Source organism: Paenibacillus castaneae, assembly GCF_002884445.1.
Taxonomy (GTDB): domain Bacteria; phylum Bacillota; class Bacilli; order Paenibacillales; family Paenibacillaceae; genus Pristimantibacillus; species Pristimantibacillus castaneae.
The window spans coordinates 2,946,199-2,962,244 of sequence record NZ_KZ614144.1; the positions used below are offsets into that span (position 1 = coordinate 2,946,199).

A 16,046-nucleotide genomic window follows, 5' to 3' on the forward strand; every position below is an offset into this window, starting at 1 on the left:
CTGGAAGGTTGATGCGACATGGCTGATGAGATTCGCAGAAATATGGCCTTATTCCCTATAGGTATTGTAATGAAGTTGACGGATCTAACCGCCCGTCAAATCCGATATTATGAACAGCATGAACTAATCGTGCCTGCAAGGACTGCAGGAAACCAACGGTTATTTTCTTTTAATGACGTAGAACGGCTTTTGGAAATTAAATCATTGATTGAGAAAGGCGTTAACATCGCGGGCATTAAGCAAGTGATGAATCCGGTATCGAAAGAATCGGATGACGCCACAATCGTTAGTGAGCAATCAGAAGTGAAGCGCAGAGAGCTCTCTGATCAACAGCTTCATCGTCTGCTGAAACAACAGCTTCTAGAGAAAAGACCGGGACAAGCGTCTCTTATTCAAGGACAATTAACACGTTTCTTGCATAAGCGCTAGTACGGCTATAACATCAAATGCTTAGCAAACTAAGGAGATGATTCCATGGGTTTTACTAAAGAGGATATTAAACGTATAACACAGGAAAAAAATGTTCGTTTTATTCGTTTGCAATTTACAGATTTGCTCGGAACGATCAAAAATGTAGAAATTCCGGTAAGCCAGCTTGATAAAGCACTTGATAACAAGATGATGTTTGACGGCTCATCCATAGAAGGATATGTGCGGATTGAAGAATCTGACATGTACTTATACCCTGACCTAGATACTTGGGTCGTATTCCCTTGGGTAACGCAGGATCGCGTTGCTCGCTTGATTTGCGACATTTACATGCCGGACGGCACGCCGTTTGCTGGTGATCCGCGCGGAATTCTGAAGCGTGCGCTCAAGGAAGCTGAGGAGCTTGGATATACAGCAATGAATGTTGGACCTGAGCCGGAATTTTTCCTGTTCAAAACAGATGAGCGCGGTGAGCCGACTACTGAATTGAATGACCAAGGCGGCTACTTTGATTTGGCTCCAATGGATATGGGCGAGAATTGCCGTCGTGAAATCGTGTTAACTTTGGAAGAAATGGGCTTTGAAATCGAAGCATCGCATCATGAGGTAGCTCCTGGACAGCATGAGATTGACTTCAAATATGCGGATGCTATTAAAGCTGCCGATCAAATTCAAACATTCAAGCTGGTTGTCAAAACCGTTGCTCGCGAGCATGGCTTGCATGCTTCGTTCATGCCAAAGCCATTATTCGGAGTGAATGGTTCCGGCATGCACTGCCACCAATCGTTATTCCAAGGCGACACCAACGTATTCTATGATGAGAAGGATAAACTGGGACTCAGTGCTACTGCGCGTCAATACATGGCAGGCATACTTATGCATGCTCGTGCGATGGCAGCCATTACGAATCCAACGATCAACTCCTATAAGCGTCTTGTGCCTGGCTATGAGGCTCCTTGTTATGTTGCGTGGTCAGCAAGCAATCGTTCGCCAATGATTCGGATCCCGGCCTCACGCGGCCTCAGCACGCGTGTAGAGGTGCGTAATCCTGACCCGGCAGCTAATCCTTATTTAGCGCTTGCAGTTATGCTTAAAGCGGGTCTAGACGGTATTAAGAACAAGCTTCCATTACCTGCTCCTACGGACCGGAACATCTACATCATGACTGATGAAGAGCGTGAGGATTCAGGAATTCCAAGCTTGCCGCTTGATTTGAAGGAAGCGCTGGACGAGATGCTAAGAAACGACATCGTATGTGAAGCGCTTGGCGATCATGCTCTTGCCCATTTCTATGAATTGAAAGAAATTGAGTGGGATATGTACAGGACGCAGGTTCACCAATGGGAACGCGATCAGTATTTGACACTTTATTAAAAACCCGAATTATTCATCCCTTAGCGCCCTGCGTGCTGAGGGATTTTTTTATAACAATCAGAAGTAGACTATAGTCTATATTGGGGCTCTGCCCAAGCCAAATACCCATGCAAACATATGCTATTTTGTACCTAAGAAAAGGAGATGAACACATGGGTTATGGAGTAGGAAATGTAGGCGGAGTCAGTCATGGAGGATATGGCGGCACTAACGTAGCTGGCGTGTCACAAGGTTATGGCGGCGGTTGTGAACATGTAGGCGGCGTACAAGGCTACGGCGGTTGTGGTTTCGGCGGCACCTTCGGAATCATTCTTGTATTATTTATCCTTCTTGTTATCATCTCGCGTTCAGTCTTGTTTTAATAAGACCTTATCGAGTATCCACTAATATAACATTAATAAAACAGCCGATCAGGGTTTCTCACCTGTTCGGCTGTTTTGCTTTTGTGGTCTATGGAATAAGTATCTATTTATATTCGACTGAGTTTCACTCGTTTGAATCTACATTTTGTTTAGATGGTTTACTTGTTCTGCTTTTCCATGATCCGTTAATGAATCGAGTTGCAACTAAAAATAAGGGTGAGGCTTCAAGCTCGGTAAAATTAAGCATCTCGGCCCAATTGAATACAATAAGAAACGGAAGAAGTCCAATGGCTAATATTCCAAAAATAAAGCCAAAGGAAAGGCTGCGTATGATTTTGCTTACGGTCATGCTCTCAACTCCTTTCAAGCTTTCTTCATATATTTAAACGATATGCTTCTATTTGAATCTATAGAAAGAGATTCATGTATATGGACGAAACACAAGAAAAGACCCAGTGAAGGGTCTTTTCTGTGGGACATATTAAAGGGATTTAATGGTTGAATGTTAGTAGCCGCCCCAGAAGCCGCAACTACAAGCGATAATAACGAGCAGAATAAAGAGAACGAGAATAGTACCTAAATTATTGAAAGCACCACCAACGTAACCTGACATTTTTCAATGCACCTCCTTACGTGTTGAGTACGTTGTAGATTATGCATGAATCAAGTGTCATGATTGGGTGTTTGTCTCGCGAGGCAGTAATAAATGTTTAGATAAGTGTTATTTATATGACAACGGTTGACGTAACAGCCTGAATCGCCTTATTCTTATATTCAGCTTAAGTGAAAGGAACAACAGAATGAAGCTTCAATCCGAACAGATCTTGACCGGATTCTTATCCGCTTTACTTGCATGTACGGGAGGGGCCGTCCTTATTGTAAGCAGCGCTCAGAATGCGGGATTTACAAATTACGAGCTTATCTCATGGTTGTTTTCCGTTTATTTTTTTGGAGGACTGTTAAATGCAGCTTTGTCCATCTATTATAAGATTCCATTTGGTGGGGCACATTCCATTACGGCAGCTGCATTTCTTGCTGCTTCTGTCATTCATTTCTCCATTGGGGAATTAGCTGGCGCTGCCATAATGGCAGGATTGATTATTGCTGTATTTGGTTTGTCAGGCTTGGCGGACAAGCTGCTGGCTTTCCTCCCCAAACCGTTAATGGATGCAATGCTGTCAGGTCTCATATTCACCCATATCGTGAAAATTGTGCCAGCCTTTAAGGATAACCCTATTATCGGCTTGATGGCGTTGGTTGGATTCTTTATGTTTCCAAAGTTGTTTAAGAAATGTCCGCCAATCATAGGCGTCATTTGTATGGGGCTGCTGGCGCTTTGGTTCAGCTATGATTTTCCTGCAGCTGAGCACATCGCATTCGCAATGCCTCAGCTCATAACTCCTGTATTCTCATGGAACAGCTTTATTTCTTTGGCGGTGCCGCTCGCTCTGCTTGTATTAAGCAATGACCTATTCGTGGCTTTGGCTGCTATAAGAAAAAATGGTTATGAGCCTTCAGCGGTTAAAACAATTACGATAACTGGAATTGCAACTGCTCTTATAGGCTGGTTCGGCGGTCATGCCGTAACGGTTGGCGGGATGATGAGCATGCTTTGCAGCAGTGAAGAGGCAGGCCCCAAAGAAAAGAGATATTATTCAGCCGTCATCTCAGGATTGATTGTTGCACTGTTTGGACTGTTTGCTTGGAAGGTAATTGCATTTATTAAAATTTTACCGTTAGCCTTCATTCTCATTATTACTGGATTCTCGTTAATAGGCATTTTTATTCAAAGCATGCAATCTGCATTCTCCAAGCAGCGATACAGCTATTCGACGGTGTTCACTTTCGTTATTGCGGTGTCGAATGTTGATTTTTTGGGAATATCAGCGCCTATCTGGAGCCTTGCGGTCGGATTGTTTGTTATGAAGTGGCTGGGTGAGAACATGGAAGCACCTACAAGTAAGGCCGCTTAGCAAATTGGATGGGGTATTTCCATTTGGAATGGACGGTTACAAAATCGAAATTCAACGTTACGCTTAAGCTGTAAGTGTTGATAGAGAGAGGGGATAGTTACGATGCAAGTTCCTATGGGTATATGGGTTGTAACGGCTGTCATTATTGTCATATTGGTATGGATGACGATTTGGATCACGAATAAAGCGTATTCGAAAAGATGGGAAGACCATGATGATCGTATCGATGGTCAGTGATATAGCAGGATGAAAATGCAGGAAAGCAATGTTCAATTGGGACACTGCTTTCCTGCATTTTTTAGTCGAGTATTGAACGAAGGGCTTCAGCAAACTTGCTGATTCCGATGTTGATTTCTTCAGCCTTCGCACGTGCAAAGGTGAAACGGACGTAATCAGCATCAGAACCATATACACTTCCAGGAACGTACACAACGCCTCTGCGGATACATTCTTCCAACAGGCGGGATTCATTGACCTCTGGAATGATCCTGCACCAGAGATGAAGACCGCCTTCAGGAATCGTGAACGTAACCAGGTCTGGAAGCTCCTTTCGCAGCGCTTCAATAAGCAGATCTCTTTTGAACAGCAAATTCATCCGCAAGCGGTCTAAATGCGGCTCCACATAAGGAGATTGAAGAAACTGTGTCGCGATTCGCTGCGGAACAACACTTAGACCAAAATCCATTTGCAGCCTCGCATCAGCAAGTCTGCTGACAACGGAATGTGGTGCAACCATCCAGCCTATCCGAAGTCCAGAAGCGATTGTTTTCGAAAGTGAACCGATATGGATGATGGAACCATGCTCATCATCCGATTTCAACGGCCTAGGAGGGAGCCCATTATACGAGGTTAAACTAAAGGGATCATCCTCTACGATAGGAATGCCAAGGCTTCCTGCAGCCTCCAGCAGTTGGTTTCGCCGTTCTTGATCCATGCAAGTGCCGGTAGGATTGTGGAAATTTGGATTGATGAATATCATTTTGATACGATTTTTTTTGTACAGCGCAATAATATCCTTTGGTTGTATCCCCTTGTCATCCACCGGCAATCTAAATAAACGCAAGCCTGCTGATTGAAACATAGGCAGTGAATAACAATAGGATGGATCTTCTATTGCGACTGCATCGCCCGGTGCGAGCAAACATTGCGTAATTAAATACAAGGACTGCTGTGAACCGGAAGTAATCAGAATTGAAGATGCTGTTGTATGAATATCACGGTAATCATTCAGAAATTGAACAAGCGCCTTTCTTAAAGGCATGTATCCCTGCGGGTTGTCATAACCCAAATGTTCGGTGAAGGGGTGTTCATTTAATATGAGCTTGATTTCCTTATTCGGTGATAAATCAGACGATAGTTCTCCGCTCGCGAAATCAATGAGCGATTGATTCTGCTGAAGCGCTTCTCTGATGCGGCGCAAGAAGGGTACGCTAGGTAGAAAATTCCCCCCCTTGACATAACGATTCCAATTCGGTGTATGCTTCGGTGTTGCTCCCCATTTGTGCTTGCTAACTCTAGTCCCGCCCCCAGAACGGCTTTCAATTATGCCAGCTGCTCGAAGCTCCTCATATGCAAGAATAATAGTGCTTCTATTTACTTCTAATTGCTCTGCCAGCTTGCGCTCGGAAGGAAGTAAGCTGCCAGGAGGAAACTCACCGTATGAAATTCTTTGTTCCATGTTATCCGCAATTTGTTGGTATAGCGGGATTTTCATCGAACGGTCGGGCTTCCACAAGACATTCACCGCCTCGTATTGATATGTATAGTGTGGATTAACTAAACCGGTTTTATTTGATTTAACTAACCTCTTACATAAACAGTATCAATACATGAATATAACGTCAACCACGTAGATTATCGGTATAAAATGGAAATAAATAAAAGTATCGTTTGAAAAAAAACATTGTAAAATTGAAATAGATGGTTCATCCTTATGTTTCCTAATACTTTGTGTAAAATGAACGTGCATATGGGACTCGAGAGGAAGGAATGGCATGAGCTATTTTAATCGTATTTTCGGTCGATGGAACTCCATTCGGAACAAAATTTTTTTCTCTATCCTGCTTTTCTTAATTATCCCCTTTCTTCTAACATTCTATTTCATGGACAAGCCGCTGGAAAAAGTAATTGAACAAAAAATAGGCAGCGCAACGCAGGATGCGCTGTATTTGGTCAATTTCAATATTGAATTATTTTTGCTGGATATGCTTCAATCCGCAGTCAATATTACGATTAACCCAGATGTTGCTAATATGCTCAAGGATCCTAATTCCATCAGCGAATATGAGAAGCTGCGATTGAATGATACGGAATTAAACAGGCTGTTCAGTTCTTATTTTACGAATACGTATGTTACTTTATTTGACCGTTATGGCAACTCGCATAGCACGAGCTATATGGGTGAAGGCTTGTATCAGGAGTACACGGCTTCTGATTGGTATAAAGCGATGATGAGTAAGCCGTACCAAATAAAATGGATGTTTAACGATAAAAAGCTGATGTATATGGATCGTAAGCCGATAATAACGTTGGTCAAGACGATAACGGATCTACAGTCTTCTCAAAATATAGGAATGGTTGCATTTAGTGTAGCGGAGAAGGATATACGCAAATATTTGACGGGGCTAGAAGGAGAAATTTATCTTATTGATGCAAGTGGTAAGGTTGTTTCCAGCCAAACCAAGGAAATGATCGGTGAAAGCGTTGCGGAACAAAAATATATGCCGAGTATTTGGAAGAATACAAAGGGGCAGGAGATTATCAAGAAGGACGGTCAAAAGTGGATAGTCAATTATGACACGGTCCATCTTAACGGTTGGAAAATCGTGCAGCTGGTTCCGTACGACACCGTTTTTAAGCAAATTTTCGATATTCGCAAAGCTAATATTATTATATTCATCATCATATTTATTATCTTCTCCATCATTACGCTATCCATTTCATACGGTATTTCCAAACCGCTTAAATTGCTGAAAAAGAGAATGCAGGAGCTGGAAGAAAAACAATTTTATTCAGCTATTTCGATAACTGGACCAGAGGAGATTTCGTCTCTCATACAAACGTACAACAAAATGGTGAAAGAGATTCGCGGACTGCTGCATAAGGTCAAGGACGAATATGAGCAAAAGGAAGATATGCGCTTCCGTGCGCTGCAAGCTCAGATCAATCCCCATTTCATTCTTAATACACTTAACAATATTAAATGGATGGCTTATATACGAAATGACGCTGAAGTCGGGGATATGCTTTCTAATTTAGGCGGCATACTTGAGGGCAGTATCGGTAGAGGGGCTAGTCTAATTCCGCTAAGGCAGGAGCTCGACTACATTGAGAACTATATCGGTCTAATGAAAATGAAATATCAAGAAAAGCTGTCTTTCGAGATGGATGTCCCAGATGAGCTTATGGATCAGGAAGTGATTAAAATTATGCTTCAGCCCATTATCGAGAATTGTCTGGTACATGGCATCGAATCGATTAATGGAATTGGACGCATCGTGATAAGCGCGCGGAATGAGGAAGAATGCTTTGTTCTGAAGGTATGGGATAATGGTGCTGGCATCGATCAAAATCGGGTTGAAGAAATTCAAAGTCGATTGGCTGCAGGACCATCAGAGCCTCCACCAGAAAGAATTGGAGTAAAAAATGTGCATGATCGAATAAAGCTGCAGTACGGTGAGCCATTCGGCATTTGCTTATCCAGTAAACCGAATGAAGGAACGAAAGTCGAGTACGTGCTGCCCATCAAAAAAGTTCAGAAAGGAACAATAGATGAAGCTAAAGGTGATGTTGGTTGACGACGAGCTATTGGTACGTTTAGGGGTTAAATCGCTAATTGACTGGGAAAAACATAATTTTGAATTTATCGGAGATGCTTCTGACGGCGAGAAGGCGCTGGAGCTTATGGAGAACAGAGTACCAGATATTTTGTTGACTGATATTGTGATGCCTCGTATGAACGGTCTTCAGCTAATTGAGATTGTTAAACAAAAATATCCTAATATGCTTATTATCGTTCTTAGCAGTCATAATGAATTCGAGTATGTTCGGAAGGCAATGAAGCTTGGTGTAGAAGACTACTTGTTGAAGACCTCAATGAAGCCAGCAGAGCTGCTGGACCTTCTGATTGAAGCGGCAGGCAAGATTTCGGGAGGACAGGCTCAGCATACTGTGCAAACTGATCAAGCAGAGCAGCAGGATACAAGAATAGATGCCTTAACCCGTCAGTTGGAGCTGCGCTTGCAAGGAGAATCCATTGCTGCCTCCGAAATGCTGGAGCTGAGGCCAAACAGTATTCTTCTTGTTCTTCATGTGCGGCATGTACGTGAAGGCGGGATGGAGCCTTCGTCCATTGAATTGCTTAAGCATTTGATTCAATCAGAATTAGACACGATACTGGATAGCAATCCTGTTTCCGTCGGTAATAGGGAAATGGTTGTACTACTAACGATATCGGAGGACAAAAATTCACAATTAGAAATGGCAATAAACAACCTGATCAGCACATCCAGCCATTTGCTTGGCATTTCGCTTCGGGCAGAAGTAAGCGGTTCTCTTCATGATTGGGAGGAAGTCCGCAGCTTTTATTTGAAAGCGAAATCGTTAATTATAGATCAAGGAGTACGTGAAACAACGCGCGATGATATTAAATTATTGCTTGATTATATGAGTGCGAACTTTACTCACGATATTTCGCTAAAAGATGCTGCGGAAATGATTAATATGAGCGAAAGCTATTTAAGCACTATTTTCAAAAAAGAAACCGGCTTAGGTTTTACCGATTGGATTAATTTACTTCGAATTGATCATGCTGCAAGATTTCTTGTTGATACGAATCTCCCAAGCTACTTAATTGCAGAGCAGGTCGGTTATGAGAACATTAATTATTTTGGTCGTATTTTCAAAAAGTTTAAAGGAGTCAGCCCACAGAAATATCGAGCTCAATATCAGAAGAAAACGCTTTAGTAATCTTAATCTCCCCATCCTTGTGGGGGGATTTTTTTTCATAAAAATCTAAAAATAATGAATAATTAAACAAAATAAAGTGAATAAATGTTCATTTTCAAAAAATGTTGAACAAAATACATAAATTTCGTTCCTGTGATGATAGCGTTTCCAAAGCTATAATTTGCTTATAAACCTTCTGGGGCAGCTAGTAATATCTGAAGGTTGAGTAAGAGCTAGGGAGGAGAATGCTGCATGATCGTAGGCTCGATGAGAAATTGGGAGTCCGAACGCCAATATGCAAATCCGATATTGTGCAAAGCGATCGATTATTTATCAATGACTGATTTCGATGAGCTGGAAGATGGGAAGTATTCGATTTGGGGCGAGGATATGTTTGCGCTTCTGATGTCTAAGATGACAAAGCCAAAGGCAGAACAGCCAGCCGAGAAGCACGAGAGTTTCTTCGATATTCATTATTTGCTTTGTGGAGAAGAAACGATCGGGTGGAAATCGCAAGACGGAAATTGTAAGCCTTCTCAAACCTATAACCAAGAGGATGATTTTTCCTTATTTACCGAACTGGAGAATGAGACGATGATTAAGCTCACACCCGGCATGTTTATGGTTCTGTTGCCTGAAGACATTCATCGTCCATGTGTGGCAGAAGGGTTAGCTTCAGAAGTGCGGAAGGTTGTTGTAAAAGTTAATCGAGCATTATTTTAGTATTTGAACATAATAAACAAATTGAACACGATCTTGAGGGGGCTTTATGCATGTTAAAAAGTCGAAAATTACTAATATTTTCATCGTTTATTCTAATTCTTGCTCTACTTGCAGGGTGTTCTGGAAATCAAACTAATACTGAGCTAAGTAAGGATGGCAGCGGAGCGGGCAGTGGAAATAAAGATAAAGTGGAGATTTCGTTGTGGCTCACGCCTCAGTGGAAAGGCGTATTTGATGCAACAGAGAAGAATGCAGATTATGACAGCTTCTTTAAATACGCTGCAGACAAGTTTGCGAAGCAATATGACAAGCATAATGTGAAAGTAAATGTTCAAGTTATAGCTGGCGATCAGCGTGATGAGCTGCTCAACGTTAATCTGAACGGCGGAACACCTCCTGATATTTTTGTTGAAAGCGTTTTTGCAATGGGAGATTATGCACATCGCGGAGCCTTGGTGCCGCTAAATGATATTGTAGACGATGCAGCGAAGAAAGATATTGCACAAGGCTACTGGGACAATGTGACTTTCGGAAAAGACATTTACTTCTATCCGTTCTCACAAAATCCAGGCACCCTAGCCTATAATGCCGACATGTTCAGAGCTGCAGGCCTGGATAAATTTATCGGTAATGAGAACGAAATCAAAACATGGACTTTGGATGAATACAATCAAATTCTAGAGGCGTTAAAAACAAAGCTGCCTAAGGACAAATATCCGAATGCTTATCCAATGGGACTTTACGCTCTAAATAATCAGGGCGACACATGGAATCTTGCTTATCTAAGAATGTTCGGCAACAAGTTCTTTGATGATCAAGGCAACATCACTCTTGATGATGAGAACGGCGTGAAGGCAATGGATTGGCTTAAGAAAGTGTATAGCTCAGGTTATACAAACCCTGGTGCGGAATCCGTATCTTCCAATGATGCGAATGCTATGTTCCAGAATCAGCAGCTCGGCATCAGCTTTACGAATGCCATTCTGTTTAACAATGCTAAAGCAGATATGGAAGCAGGCAAATCACCTAAATTCGACATCAGACTGGCTAACATTCCGACCGAAAGCGGAGATCCACTTTCCTTTACTTATGTAGTAGGTGCAAGCGTTTTCCAAACAGGAGATGCAACAAGAACAGAAGTTGCCAAAGATTTCGTCAAATTTTTCTCTACAGATCCTGAGCTCGTCAAAGCATCTAAGAATAGTATTCCTGTAAGAAGCTCAGTCGCAGCTGAGTTCAAGGACCAATTCCCGCTATTCGCCGCTTATGATGCGAATTCTTCCCATATGTTCAACTTTACAGGGAATGTTCCAGGCTACAGCGAGCTGAGACAAGTGCTTTATCCTGAGCTGCAAGCTCTTTATATTGGAGAAAAGACAGCTGCACAAGCTGCGAAGGATTATCAAGCAAAAGGCAATGCCGTAATTAAAAAGGCAAAGGAAAATTCAACGATTAACAAATAAATACCTGTAACCGAATAAATGTTTCGCTGCCTTGCTGCCGCTTATATGGCAGCAAGGCAACGAATAAGAAAGGTAACGGATATCCATGAAACTACGAAATTATCATTTGAAAGAAAACGTGACCGGCTATCTGTTTATTTTGCCGCAATTCCTATTGTTTCTTGTTTTTATCGTATATCCAATTCTAGAAGGCGTACGATTAAGCTTATATAAGGTGCAGTATCAGAAAGAAACGTTTGTTGGTCTGGATAACTACATCACCTTGTTCAACGATCCTGTATTTTTTAAATCGATATACAACACGGTCATATTCGTCGTATTTATCGTCATCTTAACGGTCGGCTTTGCATTGTTTGTCGCTTCAGCCGTTTTTGATAAAAACGCAAAATATGTTTCTTTTATAAGAGGAAGCTACTACATTCCAGTTATGGTATCGATGGTTGTTATGAGTATGGTATGGGGATTTCTGCTTAACCCTGCGAACGGCCTCATCTCCTATGCAGCTAAAGAGATGGATTTCAGTATTGTTAATTTGCTAGGTAATAAAACGACGGTATTGCCGGTAATCATTTTCGTCACTTTTGCAACAAATGTTGGCCAAGCCATCATTCTGTATATTGCTTCCATGATAGGTGTACCCAAGGATTTATTTGAAGCTGCCGAAGTGGATGGTGCAAGTCGATTGGATGTTATTTTCAAAATTTTGATTCCACTTGTCAAGCCGACAACGATATATATAACGGTCATAAATATTATCGCAGTATTGAAAATATTCGTCGTCATTCAGATGCTGACTGGCGGAGGACCGAATAATTCTTCCGTAACTATGATGTATTATCTCTACAACAACGCGTTCAAGTATAATCAGCTCGGCGTCGCTTCTGCGGTAGGGGTAATTATGTTCTTCATCACATTGTTGCTGTCGGTGCCTCAGCTCAGAGCGATGTTCAAGGATAAGTGAGGGATAAATCATGTTACAAGTGAAAACAAAGAAAAAAAGGGATATGTACGATATATTCTCGAATAGTATCATTGTTTTATTTGCTCTATTGAATCTTTTTCCATTATATTGGCTGTTTACAAGTTCACTTAAGAATAGTTCGGACGTGCTCAAGATGCCTCCGGACTGGTGGCCTTCCACTTTTACATTCTCGAATTATTCTGAAGTATTCAGCAGCCAGCCCGCATTACGCTGGACGATGAACAGCTTGTTCGTAGCGGGTTTAACGACAATATTAGTCGTAGCAGCCAGTTCTATGGCAGCCTATGCCTTCTCCAAGCTTCAATTCAAAGGCAAGCAAGTAATCTTCATTTTCTTTGTTTCCAGCTTGATGGTACCGAAAGAGGTCATGATCGTCCCTTTATTTCGGATTACGCAGGAGCTCGGAATGGTCAACAGCTTATATGGCATGATATGGCCGAACGTCGCAACCGCTTTTGGCGTGTTTTTATTAAAAGGATTTTTTGACAGCGCGCCTGACGCTTTGCGAGAAGCAGCCAAAATTGATGGCGCAGGAGAAGTCAGAACATTCTTGCAAATATTGCTCCCAATCATCAAACCAGGTATTGGGGCATTATTCATTCTGAACTTCGTTCAAGTATGGAATGATTATCTGTGGCAATTGGTTATTGGCCAGGATAAAGAAATGAAAACGTTAATGGTCGGCGTAGCCACCTTGATGCAGGATCTTAATCCTAACTTCGCATACAAAATGGCAGGTGCAACGGTAGCGGCAATACCTATGTTAATCATCTTTGTAATGTTCCAGAAATATTTCACAAGCGGCATTGCAATTGGCGCAGTAAAGGAATAATGATTGGAATGCTTACAGGAAATGCGAGGGCGTGGCATGAAGAATTTGATTAGTATCGATGTTGGCGGTACAGATATTAAATATGCTGTGTTCGGTTCAGATGCAGAGATTCTCTTTCATGATTCGATAAAGACGCCAATAGGGGCAGCTAATAGTAGAATCCCAGAACAGATTGCTGCCATTATTTTGAGGATGCAGGGATTGTTTAGCGATATTGGCGGGGTCGGCATTAGCACGGCAGGAGTTGTTGATCCATTAACAGGCGAGATTGTGTTTGCAGGCGGAACTATTCCTGAGTATAAAGGAACTAATCTTAAAAAAAGAATTGAAGAGCAGTTCGGTTTAAATACGATTGTTGCCAATGATGTAAATGCTGCAGCCTGTGGTGAGAAATGGAAGGGAGCAGCTCGCAGCAGTGATCATTTCTTTTGTATGACACTGGGAACGGGAATTGGCGGCGCTTTATTTTGCGAAGGGAAGCTTGTTGTTGGGAGTCATTTCAGAGCTGGTGAAATTGGTCACTCTTTATACGACAAGAATACACAAACTACGTATGAACAAAGAGCCTCCATGTCAGCTTTGATGAACAAAGCAACAGCGAAGCTGTCTGGTTTCACTGGAAACGGGCATGAGCTGTTTGCACGGGCGAGAGAAGGCAATGAGGCATACAATAGCGTCATTGATGCATGGGCAGAAGAAATTGCAAGAGGCTTGGCTGAAATTATTTTCCATATTGACCCTTCCATGATTGTGATTGGCGGTGGCGTCTCCGAACAGAAAGCTTTCTTATTAGATAAAATTAAAGCCCATATGAACAGTTACTTGCCGTTGAACTTCTCAATGACTGAGCTGAAAGTGGCTGAGCTTGGCAATAAAGCAGCACTATACGGTGCCGTTTACCCTTACTATAAAGATGAGATGGAGTGGAAAATCAATGAAAAATGAAATGGTAACGAAGTATCAAGGCATATATGTTGCAATGTACTCGGTTTATGATGATTTGGGTAATGTGGATGCGGCTCGTGTGAAGAAGCTGGCCAGATATTATGTTTCCTCTGGCATCAAAGGACTTTATGTAGGCGGCAGCTCAGGCGAGGGCATTCTGCAAACAGTAGAGGAACGCAAACAAGTGCTTGAGGCTGCGATGGAAGAGGTAAAAGGAGAATTAATTATTATCGTTCACGTTGGGGCTAATTCAACGCGCGAGAGCGTTGACCTCTCCAAGCATGCTGAAGAAGTCGGTGCGGATGTCATTTCCGCTGTTCCAGCCATTTACTATCGTTTATCAGAAGCAGCTGTAGAAAACCACTGGCAGCAAATGATTGACAGCACCAAGCTTCCTTTCATTATTTATAATATTCCGCAAACAACTGGCTTCAACTTGTCGATGCCTTTATTCAAGAAAATGGCGCAGCAGGATAAAGTAATAGGCATAAAAATGTCGGGAGAAAGCACTTTCGAGCTGCAGCAATTTAAAGAGGTTGGCGGCGAGGATTTTCTCGTATTCAACGGTCCTGATGAGCAATTTTTGGCTGGTAGAATTATGGGAGCCGATGGAGGCATCGGCGGTACGTACGGTGTTATGCCAGAGCTATTTTGCGTGTTAAATCGTCTTTACGTTGAAAATAAGTTGGAAGAAGCACAAGTGCTCCAATTTAAAATAAATGGTATTATTAAAAAGCTGCTAGGCTATCCATCGTTATATGGAGCTTGCAAATATATACTCCATGTTAGAGGCATTGAAACGGGTGAACCGCGTTTCCCTCTACTGCCTGTTAGAGTGGAAGATCATGATTCTTTAGCAGCATTGAATCAAGAAATCGAAGCCGTCATTGCTGCATATTTAAACGAGTAGAGGGGATAGGCCAAGATGATAGAACGGATCAAAGGTGGACTCGTCGTTTCCTGCCAAGCACTGGATCATGAACCTTTGCATAGTTCTTTTATTATGTCGAAGTTGGCTTTGGCCGCGAAGGAAGGCGGAGCAGTGGGGATAAGAGCTAATTCCAAGGAAGATATTATAGCGATTAAACAAGAGGTATCATTGCCTGTCATCGGAATTGTGAAGCGTGACTATGCGGACAGTGAAGTTTTTATAACCGCGACAATCAAGGAGATCGATGAGCTGCTGGAAAGCGGATGCGAAATGATCGCATTGGACAGCACGGTGCGTGATCGTCCGAATGGAGAAACATTATCTGATCTTGTTGCGTATTGCAGAGAGAAGAACCCCTCTGTACAATTAATGGCAGACATTTCTACATTGGAAGAAGCGAGAATCGCGGAGCAATTGGGCTTTGATTGTGTGTCTACAACGCTTCATGGATATACACCCTATACGTCTTCATTTAAATTATATGATGATGATTTCCGGTTTTTAAGAGAAGTTGTACAGGCAGTAACGCTTCCCGTCATAGCAGAAGGGAATGTGCTAACGCCTGAAATGTACAAGCGCTGCTTGGAACTGGGAGCAGCTTCTGTAGTGGTAGGCGGTGCGATTACACGACCTAAAGAAATTACTGCGCGTTTCGTAAACGCAGTCCAGTCATAAAGTAATTCATAGCGTTTGGAGAAGGCCGCGTTCATTGAAACGCGGCTTTTTCCGTTTGATAGGGTTGAATGTCAATCGGTGCCTGATTCAGTCCCCTTGAGGAGGCACTATTTGTGATCTAACTGTAATTTGAACTTTAACACTAATTCTAACTCTAACTCTAACTGTAACTCTAACTCTAACTGTAACTCTAACTGTAACTCTAACTGTAACTGTATTCTAACTGTAAAACCTACCGCTAATCTTGCCGTTTATGCTTGTTTTGGTTACTTTAGATGTAAATGCTGCTGTTAATATCACGCTGCAGCTCCGATTATGTGGAAAATCATCGAATTAGCTGTAGCTTATACAGTTAAGTCAATTTATAGCTGATATAACAAGGAAATTAGCTGTATGATATACATTTAGTT

The 16,046-nt window shown here is 42.1% G+C and carries 17 protein-coding genes; 14 read left to right on the plus strand and 3 right to left on the minus strand.

Going from position 1 to position 16,046, the window contains the following annotated elements:
• The first annotated feature begins 18 nt into the window (after nucleotides 1–18).
• The 3 genes from CEF13_RS13030 (at nucleotide 19) to CEF13_RS13040 (ending at nucleotide 2,165) form a co-directional block, all read left to right on the plus strand.
• Nucleotides 19–429 (plus strand): MerR family transcriptional regulator, encoded by a 411-nt coding sequence (locus tag CEF13_RS13030; RefSeq protein WP_102711085.1) that lies wholly within the window; start codon nucleotides 19–21, stop codon nucleotides 427–429.
• Nucleotides 430–474: 45 nt separating this feature from the next.
• The gene (gene glnA, locus CEF13_RS13035; RefSeq protein ID WP_102711086.1) at nucleotides 475–1,803 is read left to right on the plus strand and encodes a type I glutamate--ammonia ligase; all 1,329 of its coding nucleotides are present in this window, start codon (nucleotides 475–477) and stop codon (nucleotides 1,801–1,803) included.
• 152 nt (nucleotides 1,804–1,955) lie between these two features.
• Entirely contained in the window at nucleotides 1,956–2,165 is a 210-nt protein-coding gene (locus tag CEF13_RS13040; RefSeq protein ID WP_102711087.1) for a YjcZ family sporulation protein, read from the plus strand.
• Between the two features lie 124 nt (nucleotides 2,166–2,289).
• On the opposite strand, the gene CEF13_RS13045 is transcribed toward CEF13_RS13040, so the two are convergent.
• Both CEF13_RS13045 and CEF13_RS29020 read right to left on the minus strand, forming a co-directional pair.
• Nucleotides 2,290–2,514 (minus strand): hypothetical protein, encoded by a 225-nt coding sequence (locus CEF13_RS13045; protein ID WP_102711088.1) that lies wholly within the window; start codon nucleotides 2,512–2,514, stop codon nucleotides 2,290–2,292.
• 156 nt (nucleotides 2,515–2,670) lie between these two features.
• Nucleotides 2,671–2,778, minus strand: a complete 108-nt coding sequence (locus CEF13_RS29020; RefSeq protein ID WP_208414453.1) for a YjcZ family sporulation protein — start codon at nucleotides 2,776–2,778, stop codon at nucleotides 2,671–2,673.
• 187 nt (nucleotides 2,779–2,965) lie between these two features.
• Here CEF13_RS29020 and CEF13_RS13050 point away from each other — a divergent pair, with 187 nt between their 5' ends.
• On the plus strand, nucleotides 2,966–4,138 hold the full coding sequence (locus CEF13_RS13050) for a benzoate/H(+) symporter BenE family transporter (RefSeq protein WP_102711089.1): 1,173 nt from the start codon (nucleotides 2,966–2,968) through the stop codon (nucleotides 4,136–4,138).
• Nucleotides 4,139–4,240: 102 nt separating this feature from the next.
• On the plus strand, nucleotides 4,241–4,375 hold the full coding sequence (locus tag CEF13_RS29475; RefSeq protein WP_279588859.1) for a hypothetical protein: 135 nt from the start codon (nucleotides 4,241–4,243) through the stop codon (nucleotides 4,373–4,375).
• Nucleotides 4,376–4,436: 61 nt separating this feature from the next.
• Here the strand turns inward: CEF13_RS29475 and pdxR are convergent, their stop codons facing one another.
• A complete protein-coding gene (gene pdxR / locus CEF13_RS13055) occupies nucleotides 4,437–5,873 on the minus strand; it encodes a MocR-like pyridoxine biosynthesis transcription factor PdxR (protein ID WP_208414455.1) in 1,437 nt (478 codons plus the stop codon).
• Nucleotides 5,874–6,132: 259 nt separating this feature from the next.
• Here pdxR and CEF13_RS13060 point away from each other — a divergent pair, with 259 nt between their 5' ends.
• The 9 genes from CEF13_RS13060 (at nucleotide 6,133) to CEF13_RS13100 (ending at nucleotide 15,636) form a co-directional block, all read left to right on the plus strand.
• On the plus strand, nucleotides 6,133–7,935 hold the full coding sequence (locus CEF13_RS13060) for a sensor histidine kinase (protein ID WP_102711090.1): 1,803 nt from the start codon (nucleotides 6,133–6,135) through the stop codon (nucleotides 7,933–7,935).
• Nucleotides 7,910–9,103: a response regulator transcription factor gene (locus CEF13_RS13065; RefSeq protein ID WP_102711091.1), complete on the plus strand. Its 1,194-nt coding sequence runs from the start codon at nucleotides 7,910–7,912 to the stop codon at nucleotides 9,101–9,103. Before CEF13_RS13060 ends, CEF13_RS13065 begins: the two co-directional genes overlap by 26 nt.
• Before the next feature lie 234 nt (nucleotides 9,104–9,337).
• Nucleotides 9,338–9,808: a NanQ anomerase/TabA/YiaL family protein gene (locus CEF13_RS13070; RefSeq protein WP_102711092.1), complete on the plus strand. Its 471-nt coding sequence runs from the start codon at nucleotides 9,338–9,340 to the stop codon at nucleotides 9,806–9,808.
• A gap of 50 nt (nucleotides 9,809–9,858) precedes the next feature.
• Complete coding sequence (locus CEF13_RS13075; protein ID WP_102711093.1) at nucleotides 9,859–11,271, plus strand: ABC transporter substrate-binding protein; 1,413 nt, start codon at nucleotides 9,859–9,861, stop codon at nucleotides 11,269–11,271.
• 85 nt (nucleotides 11,272–11,356) lie between these two features.
• Nucleotides 11,357–12,232, plus strand: a complete 876-nt coding sequence (locus CEF13_RS13080; RefSeq protein ID WP_102711094.1) for a carbohydrate ABC transporter permease — start codon at nucleotides 11,357–11,359, stop codon at nucleotides 12,230–12,232.
• A gap of 10 nt (nucleotides 12,233–12,242) precedes the next feature.
• Nucleotides 12,243–13,085: a carbohydrate ABC transporter permease gene (locus CEF13_RS13085; protein ID WP_102711095.1), complete on the plus strand. Its 843-nt coding sequence runs from the start codon at nucleotides 12,243–12,245 to the stop codon at nucleotides 13,083–13,085.
• A gap of 36 nt (nucleotides 13,086–13,121) precedes the next feature.
• Nucleotides 13,122–14,030 carry an ROK family protein gene (locus tag CEF13_RS13090; RefSeq protein ID WP_166742776.1) on the plus strand — a complete coding sequence of 303 codons (909 nt, stop codon included), beginning with the start codon at nucleotides 13,122–13,124 and terminating at the stop codon, nucleotides 14,028–14,030.
• Complete coding sequence (locus CEF13_RS13095; protein WP_102711097.1) at nucleotides 14,020–14,940, plus strand: dihydrodipicolinate synthase family protein; 921 nt, start codon at nucleotides 14,020–14,022, stop codon at nucleotides 14,938–14,940. The genes CEF13_RS13090 and CEF13_RS13095 overlap by 11 nt, the downstream gene beginning before the upstream one ends.
• 15 nt (nucleotides 14,941–14,955) lie before the next feature.
• The gene (locus CEF13_RS13100; protein ID WP_102711098.1) at nucleotides 14,956–15,636 is read left to right on the plus strand and encodes an N-acetylmannosamine-6-phosphate 2-epimerase; all 681 of its coding nucleotides are present in this window, start codon (nucleotides 14,956–14,958) and stop codon (nucleotides 15,634–15,636) included.
• Nucleotides 15,637–16,046: the final 410 nt, after the last annotated feature.

Coding starts and splice junctions, on each gene's coding strand:
- CEF13_RS13030 (WP_102711085.1), top strand. CDS start 19: ATGGCTGATGAGATTCGCAGAAATATGGCCTTATTCCCTATAGGTATT.
- glnA (WP_102711086.1), top strand. CDS start 475: ATGGGTTTTACTAAAGAGGATATTAAACGTATAACACAGGAAAAAAAT.
- CEF13_RS13040 (WP_102711087.1), top strand. CDS start 1,956: ATGGGTTATGGAGTAGGAAATGTAGGCGGAGTCAGTCATGGAGGATAT.
- CEF13_RS13045 (WP_102711088.1), bottom strand. CDS start 2,514: ATGACCGTAAGCAAAATCATACGCAGCCTTTCCTTTGGCTTTATTTTT.
- CEF13_RS29020 (WP_208414453.1), bottom strand. CDS start 2,778: ATGTCAGGTTACGTTGGTGGTGCTTTCAATAATTTAGGTACTATTCTC.
- CEF13_RS13050 (WP_102711089.1), top strand. CDS start 2,966: ATGAAGCTTCAATCCGAACAGATCTTGACCGGATTCTTATCCGCTTTA.
- CEF13_RS29475 (WP_279588859.1), top strand. CDS start 4,241: ATGCAAGTTCCTATGGGTATATGGGTTGTAACGGCTGTCATTATTGTC.
- CEF13_RS13060 (WP_102711090.1), top strand. CDS start 6,133: ATGAGCTATTTTAATCGTATTTTCGGTCGATGGAACTCCATTCGGAAC.
- CEF13_RS13065 (WP_102711091.1), top strand. CDS start 7,910: ATGAAGCTAAAGGTGATGTTGGTTGACGACGAGCTATTGGTACGTTTA.
- CEF13_RS13070 (WP_102711092.1), top strand. CDS start 9,338: ATGATCGTAGGCTCGATGAGAAATTGGGAGTCCGAACGCCAATATGCA.
- CEF13_RS13075 (WP_102711093.1), top strand. CDS start 9,859: ATGTTAAAAAGTCGAAAATTACTAATATTTTCATCGTTTATTCTAATT.
- CEF13_RS13080 (WP_102711094.1), top strand. CDS start 11,357: ATGAAACTACGAAATTATCATTTGAAAGAAAACGTGACCGGCTATCTG.
- CEF13_RS13085 (WP_102711095.1), top strand. CDS start 12,243: ATGTTACAAGTGAAAACAAAGAAAAAAAGGGATATGTACGATATATTC.
- CEF13_RS13090 (WP_166742776.1), top strand. CDS start 13,122: ATGAAGAATTTGATTAGTATCGATGTTGGCGGTACAGATATTAAATAT.
- CEF13_RS13095 (WP_102711097.1), top strand. CDS start 14,020: ATGAAAAATGAAATGGTAACGAAGTATCAAGGCATATATGTTGCAATG.
- CEF13_RS13100 (WP_102711098.1), top strand. CDS start 14,956: ATGATAGAACGGATCAAAGGTGGACTCGTCGTTTCCTGCCAAGCACTG.